Source organism: Paenibacillus sp. MAHUQ-45 (genome assembly GCF_058133325.1).
The window spans coordinates 1-22,614 of the sequence record NZ_JBYUPV010000018.1 but is presented as its reverse complement, the minus strand read 5'-3'; the positions used below and the strand labels follow the sequence as shown (position 1 = coordinate 22,614).

Sequence of the window (22,614 nt, the reverse complement as noted above, 5' to 3'; positions counted from 1 at the left end):
GATCTCTGTAGCAGGAATAAGTGGATGAGATTCCGATAGACCGTTTGGAAGTACCTTAAGTTTAATATATAGTTAAATGAGACAATATAGTTAAAGTCCGCCATGTGGTCTGTCAGTCACGGATGATTCTTTTACAAGCAGGTGCAAAATAATGAGCGAGGCTTCAAAGGTTCCGATACACAAGCAGATTACTGATATCTTTCGGATGCTTGCGTTTTCCTACCGGGAAATATTAATTTTCGAACTCCTGTATAAGTTGCTGACGTTATTTATCTTTATTCCGGCTATCTCATCCATATTTCGTGGATTTCTCCGCTTAGGCGGGTTTGCCGGAGCCACCAATTACGAACTGTTGCAATTTGCGATGAGTAGGTATGGCTTGTTATGCATGCTGGTTCTGATTCCTATCGCCACAATGCTGATTTTTATAGAGTTATCGGTTCTAATTATCCTCTCGTATTATGGTCAAAAAAGGCAGCGAATCGGACTTATTCCGGCGTTTTTACAGTCGCTTTCCTATCTCCCGTCCCTGTTCAAAATAGGATTTCTAGGATTGGTGATCTATCTGTTGCTGTTTCTTCCGCTCGGTGCGGGGGTAGGTACTTCGCTAATTCCTTCTTTGGAAATTCCGAATTTTATCTCGGGCGAGCTTATAAAAACAGGCGGAGGAACTTTGCTGCTTATTGGTGTACTGGGGGTCATGTTATTCTTCAATATTCGCTGGACCTTTTTGCTCCATATTGTGGTGATCGAGGGGGCGGCAAGCTTTCGGAAGGCGGCGAAGAAAAGTGCTGCACTCCTTAAAAAGAGATATATCCGCATATCAGTGGTTATGCTGTCAGTATTCTTACTGTATCTGCTCGTTGTCATTCTGCTGATTGTATTTTTTGTGGGAGCTGTTGGTCTTCTATACTTCCTGTGGGAGCAGCAGACGATATTTGCCAGCGTTGTGCGGATCGTCGCTTTAAAGAGCGTTGTACTATCCTTTTATATGGCGACACTTTTTTTAATGCCGCTGTATATTACCACGACTACGCGTTTATACATGGTAAAAGCGGACCCGAATCATGCTATGCTGCAGCTTCCTGAGCCGAAGAGTAAGGAAGACCGTTCTGTTCAGAATCAAGGACTGTTGCAGAAACATAAGAGAAAGCTGATCGTCCTTGGTTCAGTTACTGTTTTTGCAGCGGGACTTGCACTCCTGCCAGCCATTGATGGAATGCAGATGGAGGATCAAAAAGCTGAGATTATGGCCCATAGAGGATACGTTTCGAAAGGGCCGGAGAATACGATTGAAGCAATACAGGGTGCGATTGAGGCACATGCGGATTATGCAGAAATCGACGTCTTGGAAACGAAGGACGGGGATCTTGCCGTCATACACGATACTAATTTGAAGCGTCTAACAGGTACCCATGCACAGGTATATGATCTGACAATGGATGAATTACGAGAGCTACAAGTGAAACAAGGGAGTTTCACAGGACGAATCAGTAGCCTGGCAGAAGTGATGAATGTGGCCAGAGGCAAAATAAAGCTAAACATTGAAATCAAAACACACGGCAAGGAAAAAAATCTGGTGGAGACATTTATCCGGATTATGCGCGAAAATCATTTTGAGAATGAAAGTGTTGTACAGTCGCTGAATTATGAAATCGTGCAGCAAGTCAAAGCCGCGGCCCCGGATCTTCAGGTGGGGTATATTATGTTCGCAGGTGTCCCGGATATGGGGCGGATTGCCGCTGATTTTGTCGTGATGGAAGAATATATGGTCAAAGAATCGGTCATCGCTTCAGCCAAACGGTATCACAAGCCTATCTATGTCTGGACAGTTAATGACAAAGACAGCATGAGACGATTCTTCAGTATGGGTGTCGATGGGATCATAACAGATTACCCTGAGGATGCGATTTCCATTGAAAAAGAAATTAGAACGGGGCCGCTGTCGGCGTTGACCCAGTGGCTTAATAATTTGAATTTTTGATACCTAATTGAGAGCCCCGCAAACTCTGCATGTGCAGCAGGTTGCGGGGCTTTGGCGTTCATCAGTCGCGGTCTTTGAACAAATGTTAATAATAATATGATTTAGAAAAAGGTGTTAACCCATATCAAGCGGAATTATTCTCTGATGTGACTAACTGGATTGAAGATAAATGCTTTATTGAGGAGAGTGACCATGCTTATCTTAATGGAAGGATTACCTGGGGCTGGGAAGTCAACGAACTCGGGTTTATTATTTCGTCAGTTTGAGCGACATGGCTTTAAAACAAGATGGGTACATGAGCTTGATCGGCCGCATCCTGTGTTATTTTTTCAAGAATCTCACTTGAAGACGAAAGAATATCTCAATTGGAAGACCCGCCATAACCTTTCAACTTCGCTCCTAGAAAAATTTGTTACAATCCGTGAGGAGTCTGTTGGCTTCGATTTGCTCGAGTTGTCGTGGAATTATAAAGAAGCATTATCCGAAATGGCCTTCAATGAAATTCAAGAAAGAGATGTGTGGAAATTCTCACTGGATGAATATATAGAGGCTGCGCTGGAAAAGTGGAGGTTCTTTGCGAAGGAAGTGGCAGGTGATCCCGAGCAGGTAGTCATTTTAGACAGTTGTATTTTCCAATACCAAATCTTTAGTTTTCAATTGGCTAACGCTCCGCAACAACAGTTAGATTATTTTATCGAAGCTTTATGGGAGTGTCTGACACCGCTCAGTCCTAAATTGGTTTATCTCTATCGCAATTCTATAACTGATGCAATTAGTCATCTTAGACAGGTACGGGGAGAGTCGTTTTTTCTAAACATCTGGGAAAGGGATCGCTTAAGGCCTTACTACAAAGCTCGTCCGGACAAGGTGGAAACGTATTTCGAGTTTTTAGCCGATTATCATGCAATTGCCCAACAACTGTATAACAAGGCGAAGTGCCCGAAGCTTTCCATTGAGGTTACAAGTGGAGAATGGAATGAGTTCGAAGAGCGCATGCTTGCTTTCTTTGGACTGACACGGCTCCCTGATATAGATGCTGGCATTTATGAAGGAGATTATTTGAACAACGATCTGGGGTTATTGCTTAAGATCAAGCAAGATAACGATGAATATTTCTTAATCGATCCTAATGGGAGTAAACATAAATTGATTGCGCGCACCTCTACCGAGTTTTATATAAATGATCTGCCTGTCATTTTAAATATCTCCAGAGAAGGCGAGATTGTAATTGACGGTTCTAGCTTAACAAGCCGTTGGACGGAAAAAGGGTTGGTATTTCTTAGAGAATAAAATAGATAGCTGAATGATATAATAGTATCTATTAATACTATGGATTCAATTCGAGTTATTCTATTTGTGGGAGGTTGAACATGAAAAATTTTAAATCGTATATTTCTCCTCCGCTCGAGTTTGAGGTGCTAGAACATGATCGGGTAATTGCGAAAGTTAAACTGGACTACATGAATCAGAACGTTGATGTTTGGCAAGATGAAGAGGTGTTGCCCGTCTTTTTACCTTTTCCCGGTAAGCAAAAAGTGCTAGTTGGCGATGTACTAGACTATTTCGAGTCTCGGTGTCTACCGCGTACCCGGCATCATATTGAAAAAGTACTGCATGCTCTAGATCTTCAAGATTATGTACCAACCGATATAGTAAAACAAACACATGGTGTACTATATGATGATTACGTGTGGATTCGATTCTCTGGTGAGGAGTTGACGTGCGCTGATGTCCATCCCCGTTTTGCAAGTGAGCAAGGACTTTCGGCAGACATTTGTAAGCAGCAGTAAGGGTGATCAGCTGAAATGGAAAATGGGAAACGTATGGGGAAAAGCTAATAAATTTGGCTACGAAGGTTTGGCAGAATGGGTAGCATACGAAATGATCAAACTTTCAAATATTTCTCCCCAGCTGGTAGTTCCTTATAGTCAGTGTATATTGAGAGAAAACGACAGTATTGATTATCAAGGATGCTACTCTGAAGATTTCCTCCTACCAGGGGAGAGTCTCGAAGATCCTGAGATTGCAAATACGCAAATATGAGTATTTATTTGTTTGAAGATGTTTAATTGGAGGTATTAGATTCTAACGTTAATTATCTTTGGCTTTAAGGAATAGGGTGCTGTCCGTTGTTTTAAATCTAGCAAATAAAAAAAGGAGCTCGGGATGAAAGCTCCTTTTTAGCCTTATCGTTAGTTTCCCCTACCCTCCAATATTTTCTCGGCTAACTCATCTCCACAGTACTCCAGATCCATGATGGAATGAAATAAATCGGCTTGCAGCTGTCGTTGCTCCTTCGTCCAAGCTTGTTTGGGGGAGCTGAAGGCTGCCAGTTCTTTTGGGTCGATTAGGCTGTTCTGGAAATTATGCAGCTGAGTATACATCTCGTTGTAGACATTCGTCATTAGATCTAAATATTTGTTCATTGAAGACGTTGTTCCCATAGTTAAAAGGCAATGATTCAAATATACTGCCGCACTTCTTCTAGCATCGGTCAGAGCCATCATACAAAAGTGATTAACACCTAGCCTTCTGGCAAAATCCTGATCGTTCGCATGTTGATACCATTGTTCATCGAGCAAGCCTTCCTGCCATTCCTTCAGGGCTTGGTATCCTAGCTTATATCCTCTATTATCTGGAGCCTTCATGGAGTCCAGTTTGGCCTGGAGTGAAGAGTAAAGATTCTCTAGAGCGGATGGCTTAGCCAATTGGCTGCTAAAACGAATGATGACGAATGGCCAGTGGTCCACATTAAGATATCCCTTTGTGGTTTTCATGTACTCCTGAAATTCCGGATCATCTTTTAGATCTTCAAAAGTCTCTTGGTCAAAATAGCTACGGCAAAGTAATGTTCTCCCGCCATCCAGGTAGCCGGTGATAATTCCCCACTCGTGAGCTACACGGAGGTTAATGGCTATCGGCAATTCATGTTTTTTGATGCTGGCCATAATCATCTGCTTCTCCAGTTTACGTTCCTCGGATGTGATGCGATCGGCCCAGCTAGCCTGAAGTCCATAAGCTTTGAATGCCAGGCTGGCATAGTCGTAACCCACCAGTCCATCAGCAGAGCTGTAATCCCAAACGGGGTTAAAAGCGATCCTCCAGCATGCTCCCGAAACACCCATCACCGTTTCATAGGTTGTTTCTTGTCCCATAGTCTTCAATGAAAGATAAAGCGCACCTGCCCAGGAGCAATCCATTCCTTGACCAAAACCAAGCTGGTCCACATTCTCTACAATATAATAATCATTCTGGGAGTCACTTCTAAATAGGCGAGAACGGTCCGGTGCATAATGAATTCTATTGCCTTCGGGACAGCTAATTGCATGAATACCTGTGGCGTTAACATATACAAGTAATAGGAAATCGTCTCCGTTATTGTCGATCAGGCTGGGGAACAGTTCGTGATTTGCGATAAAATGCTCCCATTTAAAATACTCATAGTGTTCCATCTTGGCTAAGACATTTTGATTTGCCTGTTCATTACCATAGGTAGCAAGCACAATATTCAGTCCCTTTGGCTGCAATGGATAACCTTCAGTATTAAGATCAAGCACTAATTGGTTATTCTGCTGAACATAAGTAGCATAGGTCCCGGAAGGTGTCTGATATTTGATCAGCAGCAGCTTGGTCCGGTTACTATTAATACGACTGGGAAAAGTCTGCTCATTTACGGTCAATGTGAGATGATTGCCGACAACGAACTGGTTAACGAAATGAGTAACATCATGACTTTCATGGCCATCGGTGTATGCTGCATAGAGAACAACCAATTGCTGAGGCATCAAAATACTGTCAATCGAGTGGCCCAGTGCAGTGGAGAGCAGAGGCAAGGTGGACGTTTCGGGCAAAGATTTTCCCGTCTCCCATTTAGAAACTGCCTGGGCACTAACGTTTAATTGCTCAGCCAGTTGTTCTTGCGATAATTGTTTTTCTTTACGGAGCATTGAGATTCTGTTCCCGACCTTTTCGTTGCTCAACATATTTACATCTCCCAAAAAAGTGTATTACGACGTCGTTACCTTTTATTATAAGAATTTGAAATGGGAAATCCATTTATTTCAAGATGAGTGGATGTGTTATTGTTCAACTGTGGGTTGAGTTTGAAAGGTACCAGGAGATTGCACGGTGCATTATACTAGTTCAAGATTGAGAAGATCGTCCGGGTTAGGGTGTGTGCTTACGTTGCCGATTCATTGTACACAACGGATTTTTAAGTTAGTATAAACATGGAGCTCTTGTAGACAATATGTCTATATTGTAAATTGCTAAATCTTTAGCTTTTATATAAATTGGAGGCATCATATGAGTACATTCAATGTGATTACAACAGACCGATTATTAATCAGAACACTGGAAATGAAAGATAAAGAGGATTTTTTCAGATATCGTGCTATGCCTGAGGTATATAAATATCAATCATGGAAACCAGCGAATATTAATGAGGTTGAGAAGTTTATCTCGGACAATCTGACTGTCGTACCGAATACCAGCGATTCATGGCTTCAAGTGGCTATTTCTCTGAAGGACGGGCAGCTTATCGGTGATGTCGGCATTCATTTTTTGTATGATGGTTTTCAGGCCGAACTAGGATATACGCTTTCTCCTGAATTCCAAGGCAAAGGCTATGCCTCCGAGGCGGTTCGGGCCGTAATTGATTATTTGTTCACCGGGCTAGGTAAGCATAGAATTACAGGATCAGTGGACCCTGACAATTTGAAGTCGATAAAGCTGCTGGAGAATTTGGGATTTAGAAAAGAAGCACATTTTATCAAAAGCTACCGGATGAATGATGCTTGGTATGATGATTGCGTCTATGCTATTTTGGCAGATGAGTGGAAATGAATTTTATAGATAGTATCAGTGAAGGCCACCCTTGAAGGTGGTCTTTCTGCGTGTTGTCAGTTTTTCGTGGGGCAAGTCCCTCCTATATGATAAAAGTTTTGAGATTTTTTAGGGATTGTACTATGATAAGAATAAATTCCAATATTTGTTATATTGGCGTTGTGGATAGTGCCTCGTACTCTTATTCAGTTTAGAGAATAATAACCCTAAGGAGTGGTAAAAATGGCGCGTGTTTTATTTATTAACGGTGGATCTGAGGGACATATCAATCCAACACTTGGCGTAGTACAAGAGCTTATCACGCGTGGGGAAGAGGTAGTTTACTTTTCTATAGAAGCTTATAGGGAGCGGATTGAGCAGACGGGGGCTACCGTACGAACCTTTGACGGTCAAAAGTTTATTAATGCTTTTATCTCAGGTGGAAAAGATTATGTGCTCGAAAGAATCAACGGTCTCTTACTTACGGCAGATATAGTGATACCAACCGTTCTTGAACAGATCGCAGGAGAGCATTTTGATTACATCATCCATGACTCCATGTTTGGTTGTGGACGTTTACTTGCGCAAATTCTTAAGCTTCCTGCCATCAGCTCTTGTACTACTTTTGCGCAAACCAAAGAAGTATTCGATAGAACATTGGAGCAGTCTTTTACAGGGGTACCTGCAGAAATAGCCACACCTATATATGATAAATTTCAAGAACTGACGGACATGGTGAAGGAAAAATATAATGTGGAGATCACTTCTCCTTATGATGTATTTTGTAATCCTGCACCACTTACAATCGTGTATACAACGAGGGAGTTTCAACCTTATGAAGAAGCAATCGACCAAACCTATAAATTTGTAGGCCCATCTATTTCTTCACGATTAACGCAAGAAAACTTCGACCTTACGGCAATTAAGGGGAAAAGCCCAATATACATTTCGTTGGGGACTATCTTCAACCAAGCCATTGATTTCTATAAGCTTTGTTTTGCGGCACTGGGGGACACGGAGCATACGATAGTCATGTCTATTGGGAGTAGGGTTCAAATCGCTGATTTAGGTGAGATTCCTGATCACTTCATCGTAAAAAATTATGTGCCACAAACGGAACTACTGAAGTACACTAAATTATTTATTACACATGGTGGAATGAACAGCACGAATGAAGGCCTCTACTACGGGGTTCCGCTAATCGTAATCCCACAGAGCGCGGATCAGCCGGTCATTGCCGGACGAGTGGCTAATATAGGAGCAGGAGTTAAATTACAAATGGAAAGCCTGACTGCCAAGCAACTACGTGAAGCCGTAGATCATGTGTTAAGTGACCCATCCTTCAAGGAAGCTGTTGCTGCTATTAGAGAACCCTTTCTAAAAGCAGGCGGGTCTCACCAAGCTGTCGATGAGATTTTCAAATTTGTTAGTCAGAATCGTATCTAGGTCAGGAAGGGGATAACATTTGCAAAAGAGTGATAGTCTGTTACACGTCAGTATTGGGGGAGCCGTTTTATTTGGAGGCCTATTTCTGGCTAGATACTTAATAAATAAAGAGTTTGGCGTAATAGAATTGTTTGCAGCATGCTTTTTCCTCGTTGGAATTATATTTTTAATCTTTTGGAAAAGAAAAAAATAATGAATCGAACTAAGAGCTCTCTTTTCCAAAAAAATGGTCGGTTAATGGTTGAGAAGAATCTATAATTCCATCGTTTTATATATCTAAAATAAGCAGGAGCGAGAGCCTTTGGCCTATAACAAGGTCTTAGCTCCCGCTCCTGTGAATTGTTACTTCAACTCATACTTAGCAACAGTGGTACATATCAAGTTAACAGATCTTTGCGTTCACTAATCCAGTAGCTTAAATCAAGTTAAGCACTGATCGGATTGCGAACAATTTTAACCTCGTGGAAGGAAATGGCGTTAGACAGAATATATTCCGGCGTCTCGCGGTGGGAATGCGATTCACGGAAGGCGTCGCTGCGAGTCCAGCCCTGGAAAGCTTCTTTGGATACCCAGCGCGTGCTGATGGTTACTTCATCGTATTCCGCCGGTTTCTCATTCAGAAGTACCTCAAGGCCGAGAAAGCCTTCCATCTCTTCAACTTTGCCGACCTTATCGAACCGGTTAATCAGCAGCGAAGCCTGACCTTTCTTAATTTGCGAAGTATTGTTCACGATAATCATGTTACGTTCCTCCAATTTATAATAGGTTTTTGGAATAATTACAGGGTAATTCTCCACATAACTCACTGAAGCCTCAAGATCATATACTTTCTGTAAAAAGACATCGTCCAGTAATCCCCGCGGACTTCCCGTGGCTACAACAGATCCGCGCCGCATCGCCACCATATGATGACTGAAAGCAACGGCCTGCGGCAGATCATGCAGTACCATCACTATTGTGATTCCGGTCTCGCGGTTGATGGCTGCAAGCATGTTCAGAACATCGAACTGATGGGTAATATCCAGAAAAGTAGTCGGTTCATCAAGAAGTAGAATGTCCGTATTTTGAGCCAGGGTCATGGCGATTCTGGCTTTTTGCTGTTCACCCCCGGATAAAGTATGAAACATACGGTCTGCATACCTGGCAGTTCCCGTTAGCTGCAACGCATGGTCGATCCATTGGTGGTCCTCGGCGCTTGCCGAGTAGTTCCAGGGACTTTGGTAGGGAGAACGACCGTAGGCTACCAGTTCGCGAACGGTTAAATTTTCTGGCACTTGCTTGGACTGAGGGAGCATCGCAAGGGTGCGGGCTAATTTTCGACGCGGAAGCTTATGAAGCTCCTCGCCAAGAATCCGTACCTCTCCCGACTCCGGAGCGACAAGGCCTGCCAAGATACGCAGTAGTGTGGATTTACCGGAGCCATTGGGACCAACAATTGCAGTGAGCTGTCCTAACGGAATACTAAGCTCAATATCTTTCAATTTGAAGCCGCCGTGCGCATAATGCAACCGACGGCATTCAATGGCAGGGGCGACTGTGCTGTTGCCACTGGTGGTACTCATGGAGCTAGCCTCCTTCTGCGCAGTAGGTAGAGGAAGAAGGGCGCGCCCACTCCGGCTAATAGAATTCCGACCGGTAACTCGACCGGATCGAACCAGGTGCGGGCAGCCGTATCTGTGAAGACGACAAGCGCGCCGCCGCCCAGCATGGAGATCGGCAGCAGGAAACGATAATCCCCGCCGATTAACAGGCGAACCGCGTGCGGAACGACCAGTCCGACAAAGCCAACCAGCCCGGCCACGCTGACGGCAGTTCCGGCGAGCAGTGCGGCCAGTAGAATAATCAGGAGGCGGGATACTTCTGCTCGCAGTCCGAGCAGCCGCGCGGAATCGTCGCCGAGCAGCAGAAGATTTGCTGGTTTGATGGCCAGGAGCGACAAGACCAGTCCGACTAGGGCATACGGCGCAGCGAAGCCGAGATGATGCCAGCTACGTCCGTTCAGTCCACCGGACAACCAGGGCAGCACCGCCTGAACGCGGTCGCTAAAGATGACCATGAAGGCATTCATAGCAGCGCCGAGCAATGCATTGATCGCTACGCCCGCCAGCACAATTTTCATGGGCGAAGCACCTTTGTCCCAGGCCAGCAAGTAAATCATGATTGCGGCGAGAAACGAGCCGAGAAAAGCTCCGACAGGCAGTAGATAGCTGTACTGCGGTAGAACCACCATCGCAATGACGGCGGCCAAACCTCCGCCGGCAGAGACGCCGATAATGCCGGGATCGGCCAAGGGATTGGACATCACGCCTTGCAGCAGCGCGCCGGAAACGGCTAGGCAAGCGCCAACCAAGAGGCCGATCAGTACCCGGGGCAGCCTTAGGTCCATAATAATAAGCGACGATGTTTCCGGGCGGTCGCCCAGCAGAATGGCCCAGACTTCACCGGGAGAGATGGAGACGGAACCATAGGTCAGCCCATACAGGCAGGCCAGCAACAACAGGATAGGAGCAAGAATAAAAGCGAGAATTCTCCGGGTATTGCGTTGCTGCTTGTTCATTGCGCCTCCAATTCGGCAAACAGTGATACTAGCAGTTGCAAGGCTTCGCTCACTCGCGTTCCGGGATTCGTGCCGAATAGATCGGCGGGAAGTACGCGCACCCGGTTATGTACGACCGCATCAATGGAACTCCAAGCTGCATTCTGGCGCATTTCCTGTTCGAAGCCTTTTTGCACTTCCTCGCCGTTGCCATGCGTCATGATAAGGATAATCTGTGGATTAGCCTCCATGACCCTTTCCGTATTCAACGTGGCGTATTGCGGATAACTCTGTAGCGCGGGATAATCCGCGGCAATATTGGCTCCGCCCGCCAGCTCCAGTATATTTCCGCCAAGTGAATTCGGCAGTGCCGCCATATAGGTGCCAGGAGCGCCATATACCAGTAGTACTCGCGGTTTCTCACCTGTACGAGTGGCTGCTGCAGCCTTTATCCCGGCCTCAATATCCGCGCTTAATTGCTGCGCTTCTGGGACCTTGTTCAGCATTTGGCCGAAAAGGGTGATCTGTTTTGTAATATCCGCCACCGAGTTGGCCTGGGTTAGCACCATCTTGGCCCCGATGCTCTCGATAGCCGGAATATCCTTGGCATTCATCTGCGTATTGCCAAGCACCGCATCTGCCTTGAGATAGGCGAGCTTCTCCAAATCTACTTCATGCGCCGTGCCGATCTGCATAATGTCCTCGGTTCCCTTAGGCGTGGTGCCGCCACTTGAAGTCGGTTTACCAACCAAGGCTCCCCCTAGGGCGATAATAATATCTGCTTCTCCATTACCAAGCGCCACAATATGCTGTGGTACAGTGGGGAAGCTGACTTGCCTTTCTGCAAAATCAGTCAGGGTCAGCGCGGGTAAAGCTGCATTGGCCCCAGCGACTTCACTCCGCCCTGCCGACCCGCAGGCTGTGAGTAGGAGGGCACACAAGGTTAGAAGGAGAAGAGGTGTATGCCATTGTTTGACCATGGATAGCCTCCTGTGAGATTGTAGTTTCCCCATAATGATTTTTCGGAGGTGCACCGAAAGAGGGTGAAAGTCTGGAAGATAATAGTTCTTCCCGTCAAATGATAATGAATCTCATTATCGTTGTCAAACAATATTCACATTTACAAGGCGAAATATTGATATCAAGCCTTGGAATTTAGGAAAGAAACCTTATTGGAAAGCGCTAAATGCGGAGTTAAGCCGCTAAAATTGCATTCAATTTTTTTTGAAAACAGAGTAATTTCAAAAAAGAAGATCATAGAAAAGGGTTGACAAAGCTTGAAAAATCACATTATTATCATGTCAGCGTCTAACTTCTACATGTTTTACTGGAACATTACAAGAAATATTGGCAAATACAAGAAAAAGGGGAGCAGGGGTTGCTTTTTTTTTGCTGATAAATTGATAATGATTATCAATGATAAATGCATGATTTTGGAAGGGGTGCAGTCGATATCGTGTTGATTCGAAGAAAATTTGGACTGGTATTCATGCTCTTACTGATGTTTGCCTACACTGTGCAGCCGTTGCTTCATGCTTCCGCGGCTCCGGCCGACGGAACCTATAGCGTCGATTATGTCATCAAAAAGGCTGAAGATGAATCCGTTTCCATGGCGAATGATTATTTTGAGAAGCCGGCGCAGCTGACAGTTTCAGGGGGAACGGTTAAAGTCCGCTTGCAGCTGAATCATAGCGAGTGGATTACCGAGTTCCAAGTTCCAGGCGGTAATGCCAAAGTCGTGAGCAGCAATAAGGCGGCAGATACTCGGGTAGTGGAATTTGAAATCAAGGATGTCGAAAAACCGGTGATTGCGAAGATTCATGTCACTGTGCCGTCTATTGATTACGATCATGACTATACGATCCGGTTTGTGTTTGAGGCCGGGAAGCTAAAGGCGATATCACCAGTAGCGACGAAGAAGCCAGCAGCCACACCAGTACCGGCGAAGAAGCCAGCAGCCACACCAGTACCGGCGAAGAAGCCAGCAGCCACGCCAGTACCGACGAAGAAGCCAGCGGCCACGCCAGTACCGGCGAAGAAGCCAGCAGCCACGCCAGTACCGACGAAGAAGCCAGCGGCCACGCCAGTACCGGCGAAGAAGCCAGCGGCCACGCCAGCACCTGCGAAGAAGCCAGCAGCAACACCAGCGCCGGTGAAGAAGCCAGCAGCTACGCCAGTACCGGCGAAGAAGTCGGCAGCTACGCCAGCGCCGACAAAGAAGCCGACGGCAGCAGCAAATCCCACGCCAGCACCCGTTATAGTAGCGGAACAGCAGGCGGGACCGAAGCTTATCCCAGCGTTGAGTAGTGGAGCGGCTGTGCTGGTTACGGCGGTAGGTTATGCAGTTTTTAAAGCCAGAAAAAAATAAGTTTAAAGGGGAATGATTCTGTTGAATAAAGCAAGATTCAGTTTTGTACTAAGGATTATGGCATTCATTTTACTTATAGGGTCAGTGATCCAGCCGCTTGGCGGAGCGTACGCTGAAAGCGCACGTTACAAGGACGGCCAGTATGAGCTTCCGTATTCCATCTTGAAGGATGGCACTACCAGCCCTTCTGTAATGGAGGGATTTGTCCTTAAGCCCGCTGCATTGGAAGTTAAAGATGGCAAGAACTACGTCTCTATTACAGTTACTCAGGACAAGGAAATTACCGGGCTGAAGCTAACAGCCGTAGACGGAACATTATCCGAAGGAACAGTAACGAATAAAAATGCATCTAACAACCAAAGAACAGTTAAATTCGAGTTAGGTGATTTGAACTCCACGATTAAGGGATGGGTTAAGATTGAGTGGCCTGAAATCAACTATTTCAACGTGTACGACGTTGATTTCAAGTTTGATCCAAGCCAGATTCCGGCCGCGGAGCCCCAGCCGGAAACACCTTCCGACCCGGTATTGAACGATGGACAGTATACTATTGCCTATTCAGTGCTTCAGGCAACCGGGGACACCGAGTCCTCGATGAATAAGTATTTCAGCACTCCAGCAGTACTGACGGTGGACAAAGGACAGAAGAGCATCTCGTTTAGCGTAATTAAAGACAGCTCTACCATTCATGAAATCCAAGTCGCCGGCGATGGAACAAATCTTGTGCCGGTAACGACAGTAAGTGAGGATACGGCTGCTAATACGCGTGTGATTTCTTTTCCTGTGGAGCGGTTATCCGCTATTCTTCCCGGAACAGTCCGTGTTGTCGTAGCTTCCGCAAATTATGACAAATCGCATGCGGTGCGTTATAAATTTAATCTGGACTCCATCACAGCTGTAAGTGGCGGCGGAGAAGAGACGCCAACATCTACTCCAACGCCAACCCCGACGCCTACACCTACACCAACAACAGGTACTGACGTTGGCGGAGGTGAGGGCGGGGGAACAGCACCAGTCACTTCACCAAGTCCATCGCCAACTACAACTCCGGGATCTTCCATCGCAGATGGTTATTACAGCATCGACTACAGTATTCTCAAGGATGGCAGCAACGAGGTATCCATGATGGATACGTATGTACAGCACCCAGGTACGTTGGTTGTATCCGGTGGGCAGAAATATTTGGCGATTACACTAACGCAGAACAAGGAAATCACTGGATTCACCGTAGGACAGCAGTCGGTCTCTGTAATCGCTTCGGATAACGCAGCCAACACTCGTACCGTGCAGTTCCCCATTAGCAACACCGGGGTCAGACTTAAAGCATGGGTCAAGATTGACTGGCCTGAATTCAACTACTTCCACACCTATAATGTGGATATCAAAGTAGGCAATACGGTAGGAGGTCAGACAAGCAACCCGGCTGGCCGAATTGATTCGGGTACATCAGCGCCAGCAGCTACACCAACACCATCGGCAACAGCAATCCCATCGGCTACACCAGCCGTGTCCGCTACTCCGACATCAGCGCCAGCAGTTAATACTGGATCGACTGCAACAGGGAGCGATAGCTCCGTCAATCTGACAGATGTGAGCGGCCACTGGGCACAAGCTGCTATTGAGCAGGCAATCAAGTCCGGACTTGTCAAAGGATACGATGACAACAGCTTCCGTCCGAACAATCCGATAAACCGTGCTGAGTTTGCTGTTTTGCTGAGCCGGGCGCTGAAGCTTGAAGGCGAAGCTACGAACAGCCGTGGTTTCAGCGATGCAAGCAGCATTCCCGCTTGGGCAGCAGACGGTGTAGCACAGGTAGCTGCTCGCAAAATCATCAGTGGCTATGAAGATGGTAGCTTCCGCGCCGACCGCAAAATCACCCGCGCCGAGCTCGCGGTGATCATTGTTCGTGCGCAAGGACTGACGGTTGATCCCAATGCAATACCAACGTTCAGTGATGCAGCCGATATTGCTGCTTGGGCACGCCCTTACATTGCAGCTGCGGAGCAAGCTGGGCTAATCAGTGGTAAAGGTGGAAATCGTTATGCACCGGGTGATTATGCAACTCGTGCAGAGGCAGTAACCCTACTCGTGAAATTGCTGGAGCAATAAGGATCTACTACACATAAGCACAGACTACCGGAGGATGCCGAATTTATGGCGTCCTTCGCAGTTTTGCAGGAAGAAAGGAGCGGACGTTCCTGTTATGAAAAGAATGATAGGATGGATGGCCGTCTTATGCTGGGTTGTCTTGATCGTGGGTTGTGCTGCAAATACGGACAGCGCAAAGAAAAAGAGTCCGGCGTCCACCCCGGCAGCCACGCAGCAGCAAGCAGCGGAAGTCACACCTGAGCCCACACCCAAGGAGGAGCCGCGTATTATAGCAACTACTGTGTCGGCAACTGAGATTATGGACTTGCTCGATCTGAATCTGGTGGGTATACCGACCAGTGCGAAGAAGCTGCCGGAACGTTATGCGAATGTGGAGAAGGTCGGCAACCCCATGGGTCCAGATATGGAAAAAGTAAAATCACTCAAGCCGACCGAGGTTCTGTCGGTCACCACACTGAAATATGATCTGGAGCCGCTGTTCCAGAGCGCCGGGATCGAAGCGAACTTCCTCAACCTGACCAGCCTTGCGAAGCTGGAGGAGTCGGTGGTTCAGCTTGGGGAGAAGTATGATCGCAAGGCGCAGGCCGATAGCGTAATTACCCGTTATGAAGATAAAATCGCCGAAATCAAAGCGGCTATAGCTGGGAAACCCTCGCCAAAAGTGCTTATCTTGCTTGGGGTACCGGGCAGCTATTTGGTGGCGACCGAACATTCTTACATCGGTGATCTGGTGCGTATCGCCGGAGGAGTCAATATCGTCCAAGGGGAGTCGGTCGAGTATTTGGCCTCCAATACGGAATATTTGCAGCAGGGCAATCCCGATGTGATTCTGCGCGCGGCGCACGGGATGCCGGAAGAAGTGATTAAGATGTTCAACGAGGATTTTATTAAAAATGATATCTGGAAGCACTTCAATGCGGTTAAGAACAAACGTGTATACGATCTCCCCGAGGAGCTATTCGGCACCACGGCGAACCTTGCAGCCGATGCGGCGCTTAGCGATTTGCTGCCGATGCTTTACCCGGAGCTTAAGCAGTAGAGTCGGTGTGTATTTTAACAACAGACAGAGGATGAAGAGAACATGAAGAAATTACTGTGGAGCTTTGCCGCTGTCTTGGTGTTGCTGCTGGCAGCAGTGCTTTGGTCGGTGCTTAGCGGCAGCTTGCAGGTCAGTTTGCTTGAACTGTTGCAGGGCTTGTTTACAGGTACCAATGAAAATGTAGCGATCATTCGCGATTTACGCTTGCCACGCGTCATTGTGGCATTGTTCTGCGGAGCCGCGCTGGCTGTTTCCGGCGTGCTGCTTCAATCCGTGATGCGTAGTCCATTAGCTGATGCCGGAGTGATCGGTATTTCCTCAGGCGCGGGCTTTGTTTCGCTGACGATGGTTACGATTTTTCCGACAATGTTTTTTTGGATGCCGGTATTCTCTTTTGTCGGAGGAGCCATTGCCTGCCTACTGGTCTTCACCTTGTCCTGGAAGTCAGGACTTCAGCCGCTGAGGCTAGTTCTAGTCGGGATTGCTGTGAACGCGACATTCACTGGGCTGGGGCAGTCTTTTAACTACAGGGGTAGCTATGCAGTCACGATGGTGAATATGGCGACGACTTCGATTTTTAACCTGAAAACCTGGGAAGATGTGCGAATCATCGTGCTATATGGCGCGCTTGGTCTGATTCTGGCCTTACTGATTAGCCCCTGGTGCAATGTGCTGGTGCTTCAAGACAAGACGGCCCGTAATCTCGGTATGCATGTAAGTCGCGTACGGATTGCAGTGTCGGCGGTGGCGGTGTTGCTGGCGGCAACGGCGACGGCGATTGGCGGATTGATCGCTTTTGTCGGTCTGCTGGTGCCACATATTGCACGTCAGCTCATTGGCTCGGACCATAGGGTGCTGATCCCCTTCTCGGCACTGGCCGGTGCGTTGCTAATCCTGGTGGCTGATACGCTTGGGCGCACAGTGCTTGCACCTGTGGAGATTCCGGCTTCGATTATCATGACGGTGATCGGCGGTCCGTTTCTAATCTTCCTGCTGCGTAAAGGAGAGGTGAACCATGGAGATTAAAGAACTGTCCTTCTCATATCACCGTAACAAAAAGCTGCTGGAGGAGCTGAATCTGACAATTCCTATGGGCTGCACCACGGCAATTATCGGTCCCAATGGCAGCGGCAAGTCCACTTTACTAAGCGTGCTGGCTGCCAACTATACACCTTCCTCCGGTTCCGTCATTCTGGACGGGCAGGAGCTGGCCCGTCTTAAGCCGCGGGAGATCGCCCGCAAGCTGGCGGTGGTGCATCAACAGAATACTGCGCCAGGCGATCTGACCGTGGAGAAGCTGGCGTCTTTCGGACGTCTTCCGCACCGTTCGCTGTTGGTGCCGGAGCGAGAAGTGGACCGAGAGGCGGTGGATTGGGCGCTATCCTGCACGGATATGCAGGACAAGCGGCAGAAGCCGCTAGCCGAATTGTCGGGTGGAGAACGGCAGCGCGTTTGGCTGGCGTTGGCTTTGGCTCAGCGGACACCGATTCTTTTTTTGGACGAGCCAACGACGTACCTGGATATTTTCTATCAGTATGAAATGCTTGATCTGATCCGGCGGCTGGGCAGGGAACATGGCCTGACCGTCGTGATGGTGCTGCATGACATGAACCAGGCGATTCATTACAGCGATCATTTGATTGCGATGAAGGCAGGTCAGGTGGTACTGGAAGGTCCACCAGAGGAGGTTATCACTGCGGACTCGGTCAAGGCTGTGTATGGGGTAGAGGTCGTGGTAAAAAGGGAGCCGGAGACTGGGCTGTACATCGTTCCGAAAAGGAAGGGCTTGAACTAATTTAATATTAATTATTCAAATTTTATACAAAAAAGGATTGACAAGGACTGGGATAAACAGGTAAGATCAACTCAATTAATTGATATTGATAATCATTATCAATTAAGAGGGGCAATGAAATTACGGAAAGGCGGGATGATCTTAAGGGTACAGGTAGAAGCTCAGCACATAATGAAGCGGCACAGCCGCTTTTGCCTAGGGAAGGTTGTTGTTCGTCGTAAAGTCCAGAGAACCAAGCAGTTAAAGCGTAAGCTCTAATATCAAATCATAGGGAGTGTGTTGCATAATGGTAAAAGCGAAGAAGACAGTATCCTTGTTGATGATGGTTGTACTTACACTGATGTTGGCCGTTCCGGCATTTGCAGCAAGCAAATCCTATCAATTCTACTACGGAGGATCCTACGATTCTCACTCCAGCAGGTTTATTAGCGGGCCGGCTGAAGTGAACGGCAACGAAGTTACTATTAAGCTTAAAGGCGATTATTTCCCTTACCTGAGTGCAGAGAGTTCTACTTATTACGGTTCTTACGATGCTAGTACCGACTTGACCACCTTTACTTTCACCGCTACCAACCCAAATTCGGACATTAGTATTCAATTATACGTTTCCACCGTGTTCCACAGTCAACTGTACGATCTGGACATTCACTGGAATTAACAAGCAGTAGGCCAAGGGGCCGAGTTCTTAAAGACTGCATAAGGAAGAGAAGCGGGGCTCCGTTTCTTCTTCCTTCTTTTATATCAGGCACAAGAAAGGCACACTGAGAAGAGGAGAATGGGATGAAATGATGAAGTTTAAAAAATACGCAGCGTTGCTGCTGGCATTGCTGCTCCTGGTAACTCCGTTCGATGGGGGCGCAAAGACAGCCGCGGCAGCAGGGGGGCAGAACGGTACATACGGCAATATTTTTTACCGTTATCTGATGGATAACACTTCTTCTGACTCCGCAGCGAATGTGTTCCTGTATGTAGAGAATTCGGGAAAATTGACCGTGCAGAATGGCCAGGCGGTCTTCGAGCATGAGATCAAAGCAGAGAATGCGGCGCTGATTCCTTATATCGCCTTTCGTAAGCCGGGTGCGGCAAAAGCTGTGATTACCGGCAGTCATGTACAAGGGATGGAGGGATATCAGGAATACCAAGTGACACGCGGCAGCGGTTCAGCAGGAAAGACTGTCATGTCCGTGCCGATTGCAGACATTCAGAAGCCCACAGATGTCCTGATGCATGTCATCATCAAGAACAATCCGACCTATCCAGGTCTGGATTATGATTACTGGTACAATGTGCAGCTTTGGCTGGATCCTTCCGGATTACCTGTGAATCCTGGAGAAGGTGGAGAGCCGGGGGGCGGCGAAGGACCATCTGCAATTACGCTTGTACAACTGCAGGAACTCGTAACGGTATCCCGTTCCGTGTACGACACAACAGTGGAAGGGACGGCGTTTGGTCAATACCCAATTGGATCGCGGAGTGTGCTCTATACGCATATTGTTCATGCGGAGGAAGTCGCAGCGCAGCCAGCTCCGTCTCCAGATGATATTAAGTCTGCTTACCACGCACTCAATGATGGGCTTGCAGCTTATAAGACTTCGGTATACACGGCTAATAAGACAGCACTGCGATATATTATCGCTAAGGTGGAAGATCTGTTGGCTGATCTGAAAGAGTTGGGAACGGCTGAGGGCAAGCCAGGGTATAATTTTGCGCCAGCCTCGGCAGGAGAGTATGTAAAAGGGGTCTCAACGTCTCTAAATAGTGATGTTTTGCGGACTGCTGTATCGGTAATGGGGAATGACAGCGCCACGCAGACTGCGGTGGACGCTTCGGTCCAAGCGCTCACAACCCGGTATAACAATAATAAGGACAGATATTATATTGCGACTGCACCTGTTCCTGTCCATGTAATTGATACACTTACGGAAACGGCGACGCTGTCCGTATATGAAGCCGATTTTGGCCGTACAGCGGTTCTACTTAAGCTCGCTTCAGGTGAATATGGCGATAAGGCGTACGCGAACTTTACGGTTGTGCCTCAGGCCAAAGAAATGGTGCAGTCTATACCGAACTTTAGAGGAGGATTCTCTATTGACGGACTGGATTATTCACAGGAGGCCTACCGGGCAATCCCACTGAAGAATGGGGTGGCAGAAAAGGAGCAAGCGGTTCAGGTTACCATCCGCAGTGCTATGGGAACGGAGACGGCTGGAGCGAATTGGTTGGGCCTCTCTTATGTCCGCTATAAGGTAGGAGATGAAATCAGAGGCGTGTATATCAGCTATAATACACAGCTTTTGAAGGACTTGAACAACTCGGTAGCTGCCGCTAAGCGATTATTAGAGACAGCGTCAGCGCCGTCCGGCGCGGAAGAAGTATTCATCGCTGCCAAACAGCAGGCCGAGCAAGCGGTGCAAACCGCTGCTAAGACTGGAGCCAATCTGGCGGCTACGCAGCCGCAAATAAAGGCTGCCGCACAGGCTTTGCAAGCGGCGCTGAATGTATTCAAAAAGAATGCGGTATATGCCGTGAACGTCTCAGTTGCCGCTGCTGATAAAGACGAGTTCTCTCCGGCGGGGGGCTACATTCATAGCCCCGCACGGATTGCAACGGTGGCGGGGGATACCTACGCCATCGTAACGGTGGATTCGGCTGTCGATGAGCTTCAGGTGAGTGGTGGCACAGCCACGGCTGCACCTGATGAAGAGACAGCGCCGGGTGCGCGCGTGGTGTACATCAAGCCGGTTAACCCGGCGATGTTGAATGACGCGCAGCTGCGGGTGGGCGGCACCGTGTACGCGGTGCGGCTGAACTTTGGCGCAGCGGATAACAGCCGCCTGTCGGCGGCGATTACAGCTGCGCAGCAGGTCCACGACGCAGCCGAGGTTGGCACGGCTGCGGGGCAGTACCCGGCAGCGGCCAAGGCAACGCTGGCCGCGGCGATTGCAGATGCACACCGCGTAGCGGTGCATCTGGGCGGTACCCAGCAGCGATCGGATGAGCTGCTGCTTGCACTGACGGAAGCCGTGGCGCAGCTGAAGGCTTCCGTGGTGAAGGACCCGGGTACCGGAACGAACCCGGGAACTGGAACGAACCCGGGAACTGGAACGGACCCGGGAACTGGAACGAACCCGGGGACAGGCACGGACCCGGGAACTGGAACGAACCCGGGTACCGGCACGGACCCGGGAACTGGAACGAACCCGGGAACTGGAACGAACCCGGGGACAGGAACGGACCCTGGTACCGGCACGAACCCGGGGACAGGAACGAACCCTGGTACCGGCACGAACCCGGGGACAGGAACGAACCCTGGTACCGGCACGAACCCGGGTTCGTTAGGGACGCCAAGCCCTAGTCTGGGCGGCGCTGCTTCTAGCGGTGCAGTAACAGGGACCATCGTGGGTGCAGAAAGCGGCGAGGGCAGCTCTGCTGGAGCATCGCCCGCTGAGCCGACAGCGGAGCCGGTGAGCTTCCGCGATGTGCAGGGCCACTGGGCACAGGATGCCATCCGTCAGGCGACCGCGCTCGGAATTGCGCGCGGCTTCGAGGATGGCAGCTTCCGGCCAGATGATATCGTGACCCGGGGTGAGTTCGCCGTGTTCCTGAGCCGTGCCTTGGAACTTGGCTCGGCAGCGGCTTCAGCGCCAGCTTTCAAGGATCAGGCCAAAATTCCGGCCTGGGCTACTGAAGGGGTAACGGCACTTAGTCGTGCAGGCTTACTGAACGGTTATGCCGATGGCACGTTCAGAGCAAGTGGGAATATTACTCGTACAGAGATCGCGGTCATCGCCGCCCGCGCGGCGCAGCTCGCGGCAGAAGAACACCCGCAGCTGACCTTCGTTGATGCAGCCAGCATTCCGGCTTGGGCGAGGGGCGAATTGGCCGCCGCTGTTAAGGCAGGGCTAGTGCAAGGTAAGGACGGTAACCGCTATGATCCGCTGGCACATGCCACGCGGGCCGAAGCATTAACACTGATCCTGCGATTGCTGAATAATAAGTAGATATTATAAGTTTACTCAATCAATAGCTAACAGTTGTGTAAATTGAAAAGCGGCCTCAAGCGACCTAGCGAGGTCGCTTTTTCTCACTCTCTCTGTTCACTCTCTCGCTTCTATTTTGAATGGTTGCGGAGCTGGAGAAATACAGATACGTTTATGGTTCAACGTCATAATCAGTGCTGGACACAAGACTTTGGTCAAACATGCTTGATGAAAGCATTCCATACTGTAGGTTGAAGCTCATTTATAGGAGCTAACGGACTCTATAGTAGTTATTTGCCAAATGAAGTTGTTCTGAACTTGGAGCGGATTCAGATGACGTTATTCCCTCTAAACAGTGGAATATTAGCAGGATTTCTGTTTATAGCGTCTCTGGAGTCTAATCTTGTATCACTATATTTCCAATTAAAGGTAAACAATTTCAGAGTACCCGAGAGCCAACAGATGTTTTATGATGAGAACACCAACGTATAAAGGCTAGGTGAATCTCATGTCTACGCAAAAAAACACATCCT

17 protein-coding genes are annotated in these 22,614 nt (G+C 48.2%); 13 read left to right on the top strand and 4 right to left on the bottom strand.

Annotated elements, in window-relative coordinates:
• Window positions 1–151 precede the first annotated feature (151 nt).
• From AC3Y23_RS26655 to AC3Y23_RS26640, 4 genes are all read left to right on the top strand, one after another.
• Window positions 152–1,984: a glycerophosphoryl diester phosphodiesterase membrane domain-containing protein gene (locus AC3Y23_RS26655; RefSeq protein WP_379204876.1), complete on the top strand. Its 1,833-nt coding sequence runs from the start codon at window positions 152–154 to the stop codon at window positions 1,982–1,984.
• 192 nt (window positions 1,985–2,176) lie between these two features.
• Window positions 2,177–3,274 carry a P-loop NTPase family protein gene (locus AC3Y23_RS26650; protein ID WP_379204874.1) on the top strand — a complete coding sequence of 366 codons (1,098 nt, stop codon included), beginning with the start codon at window positions 2,177–2,179 and terminating at the stop codon, window positions 3,272–3,274.
• Window positions 3,275–3,354: 80 nt separating this feature from the next.
• On the top strand, window positions 3,355–3,774 hold the full coding sequence (locus AC3Y23_RS26645) for a hypothetical protein (RefSeq protein WP_379204872.1): 420 nt from the start codon (window positions 3,355–3,357) through the stop codon (window positions 3,772–3,774).
• A gap of 22 nt (window positions 3,775–3,796) precedes the next feature.
• A complete protein-coding gene (locus AC3Y23_RS26640) occupies window positions 3,797–4,027 on the top strand; it encodes a hypothetical protein (protein WP_379204870.1) in 231 nt (76 codons plus the stop codon).
• A 149-nt stretch (window positions 4,028–4,176) separates the two neighbouring features.
• Here the strand turns inward: AC3Y23_RS26640 and AC3Y23_RS26635 are convergent, their stop codons facing one another.
• On the bottom strand, window positions 4,177–5,967 hold the full coding sequence (locus AC3Y23_RS26635; protein ID WP_379204868.1) for a helix-turn-helix domain-containing protein: 1,791 nt from the start codon (window positions 5,965–5,967) through the stop codon (window positions 4,177–4,179).
• Between the two features lie 322 nt (window positions 5,968–6,289).
• Between AC3Y23_RS26635 and AC3Y23_RS26630 the strand changes: the two genes are divergently transcribed.
• The gene (locus AC3Y23_RS26630; protein WP_379204865.1) at window positions 6,290–6,829 is read left to right on the top strand and encodes a GNAT family N-acetyltransferase; all 540 of its coding nucleotides are present in this window, start codon (window positions 6,290–6,292) and stop codon (window positions 6,827–6,829) included.
• A gap of 222 nt (window positions 6,830–7,051) precedes the next feature.
• Window positions 7,052–8,254, top strand: coding sequence for a macrolide family glycosyltransferase (locus AC3Y23_RS26625; RefSeq protein ID WP_379204863.1), 1,203 nt, complete (start codon window positions 7,052–7,054; stop codon window positions 8,252–8,254).
• A 425-nt stretch (window positions 8,255–8,679) separates the two neighbouring features.
• Here the strand turns inward: AC3Y23_RS26625 and isdG are convergent, their stop codons facing one another.
• Genes isdG through AC3Y23_RS26610 form a run of 3 tightly spaced genes read right to left on the bottom strand, consistent with a single transcriptional unit; the run spans window position 8,680 to window position 11,770 of the window.
• Window positions 8,680–9,816 carry a heme oxygenase gene (isdG, locus tag AC3Y23_RS26620; RefSeq protein ID WP_379204861.1) on the bottom strand — a complete coding sequence of 379 codons (1,137 nt, stop codon included), beginning with the start codon at window positions 9,814–9,816 and terminating at the stop codon, window positions 8,680–8,682.
• On the bottom strand, window positions 9,813–10,811 hold the full coding sequence (locus AC3Y23_RS26615; protein ID WP_379204859.1) for a FecCD family ABC transporter permease: 999 nt from the start codon (window positions 10,809–10,811) through the stop codon (window positions 9,813–9,815). The genes isdG and AC3Y23_RS26615 overlap by 4 nt, the downstream gene beginning before the upstream one ends.
• On the bottom strand, window positions 10,808–11,770 hold the full coding sequence (locus tag AC3Y23_RS26610; protein WP_379204857.1) for an ABC transporter substrate-binding protein: 963 nt from the start codon (window positions 11,768–11,770) through the stop codon (window positions 10,808–10,810). The genes AC3Y23_RS26615 and AC3Y23_RS26610 overlap by 4 nt, the downstream gene beginning before the upstream one ends.
• Window positions 11,771–12,246: 476 nt before the next feature.
• Here AC3Y23_RS26610 and isdC point away from each other — a divergent pair, with 476 nt between their 5' ends.
• From isdC to AC3Y23_RS26575, 7 genes are all read left to right on the top strand, one after another.
• Window positions 12,247–13,158 carry a heme uptake protein IsdC gene (isdC, locus tag AC3Y23_RS26605; RefSeq protein WP_379204855.1) on the top strand — a complete coding sequence of 304 codons (912 nt, stop codon included), beginning with the start codon at window positions 12,247–12,249 and terminating at the stop codon, window positions 13,156–13,158.
• 21 nt (window positions 13,159–13,179) lie between these two features.
• Window positions 13,180–15,267, top strand: a complete 2,088-nt coding sequence (locus tag AC3Y23_RS26600; RefSeq protein ID WP_379204852.1) for an NEAT domain-containing protein — start codon at window positions 13,180–13,182, stop codon at window positions 15,265–15,267.
• Window positions 15,268–15,361: 94 nt separating this feature from the next.
• Window positions 15,362–16,306: a heme ABC transporter substrate-binding protein IsdE gene (isdE, locus tag AC3Y23_RS26595; RefSeq protein WP_379204850.1), complete on the top strand. Its 945-nt coding sequence runs from the start codon at window positions 15,362–15,364 to the stop codon at window positions 16,304–16,306.
• 42 nt (window positions 16,307–16,348) lie between these two features.
• Entirely contained in the window at window positions 16,349–17,332 is a 984-nt protein-coding gene (locus AC3Y23_RS26590) for a FecCD family ABC transporter permease (protein WP_379204847.1), read from the top strand.
• Entirely contained in the window at window positions 17,322–18,101 is a 780-nt protein-coding gene (locus tag AC3Y23_RS26585; protein ID WP_379204845.1) for an ABC transporter ATP-binding protein, read from the top strand. Before AC3Y23_RS26590 ends, AC3Y23_RS26585 begins: the two co-directional genes overlap by 11 nt.
• 286 nt (window positions 18,102–18,387) lie before the next feature.
• Complete coding sequence (locus AC3Y23_RS26580) at window positions 18,388–18,759, top strand: hypothetical protein (protein ID WP_379204842.1); 372 nt, start codon at window positions 18,388–18,390, stop codon at window positions 18,757–18,759.
• A gap of 127 nt (window positions 18,760–18,886) precedes the next feature.
• Entirely contained in the window at window positions 18,887–22,102 is a 3,216-nt protein-coding gene (locus tag AC3Y23_RS26575) for an S-layer homology domain-containing protein (RefSeq protein WP_379204840.1), read from the top strand.
• Window positions 22,103–22,614 lie beyond the last annotated feature (512 nt).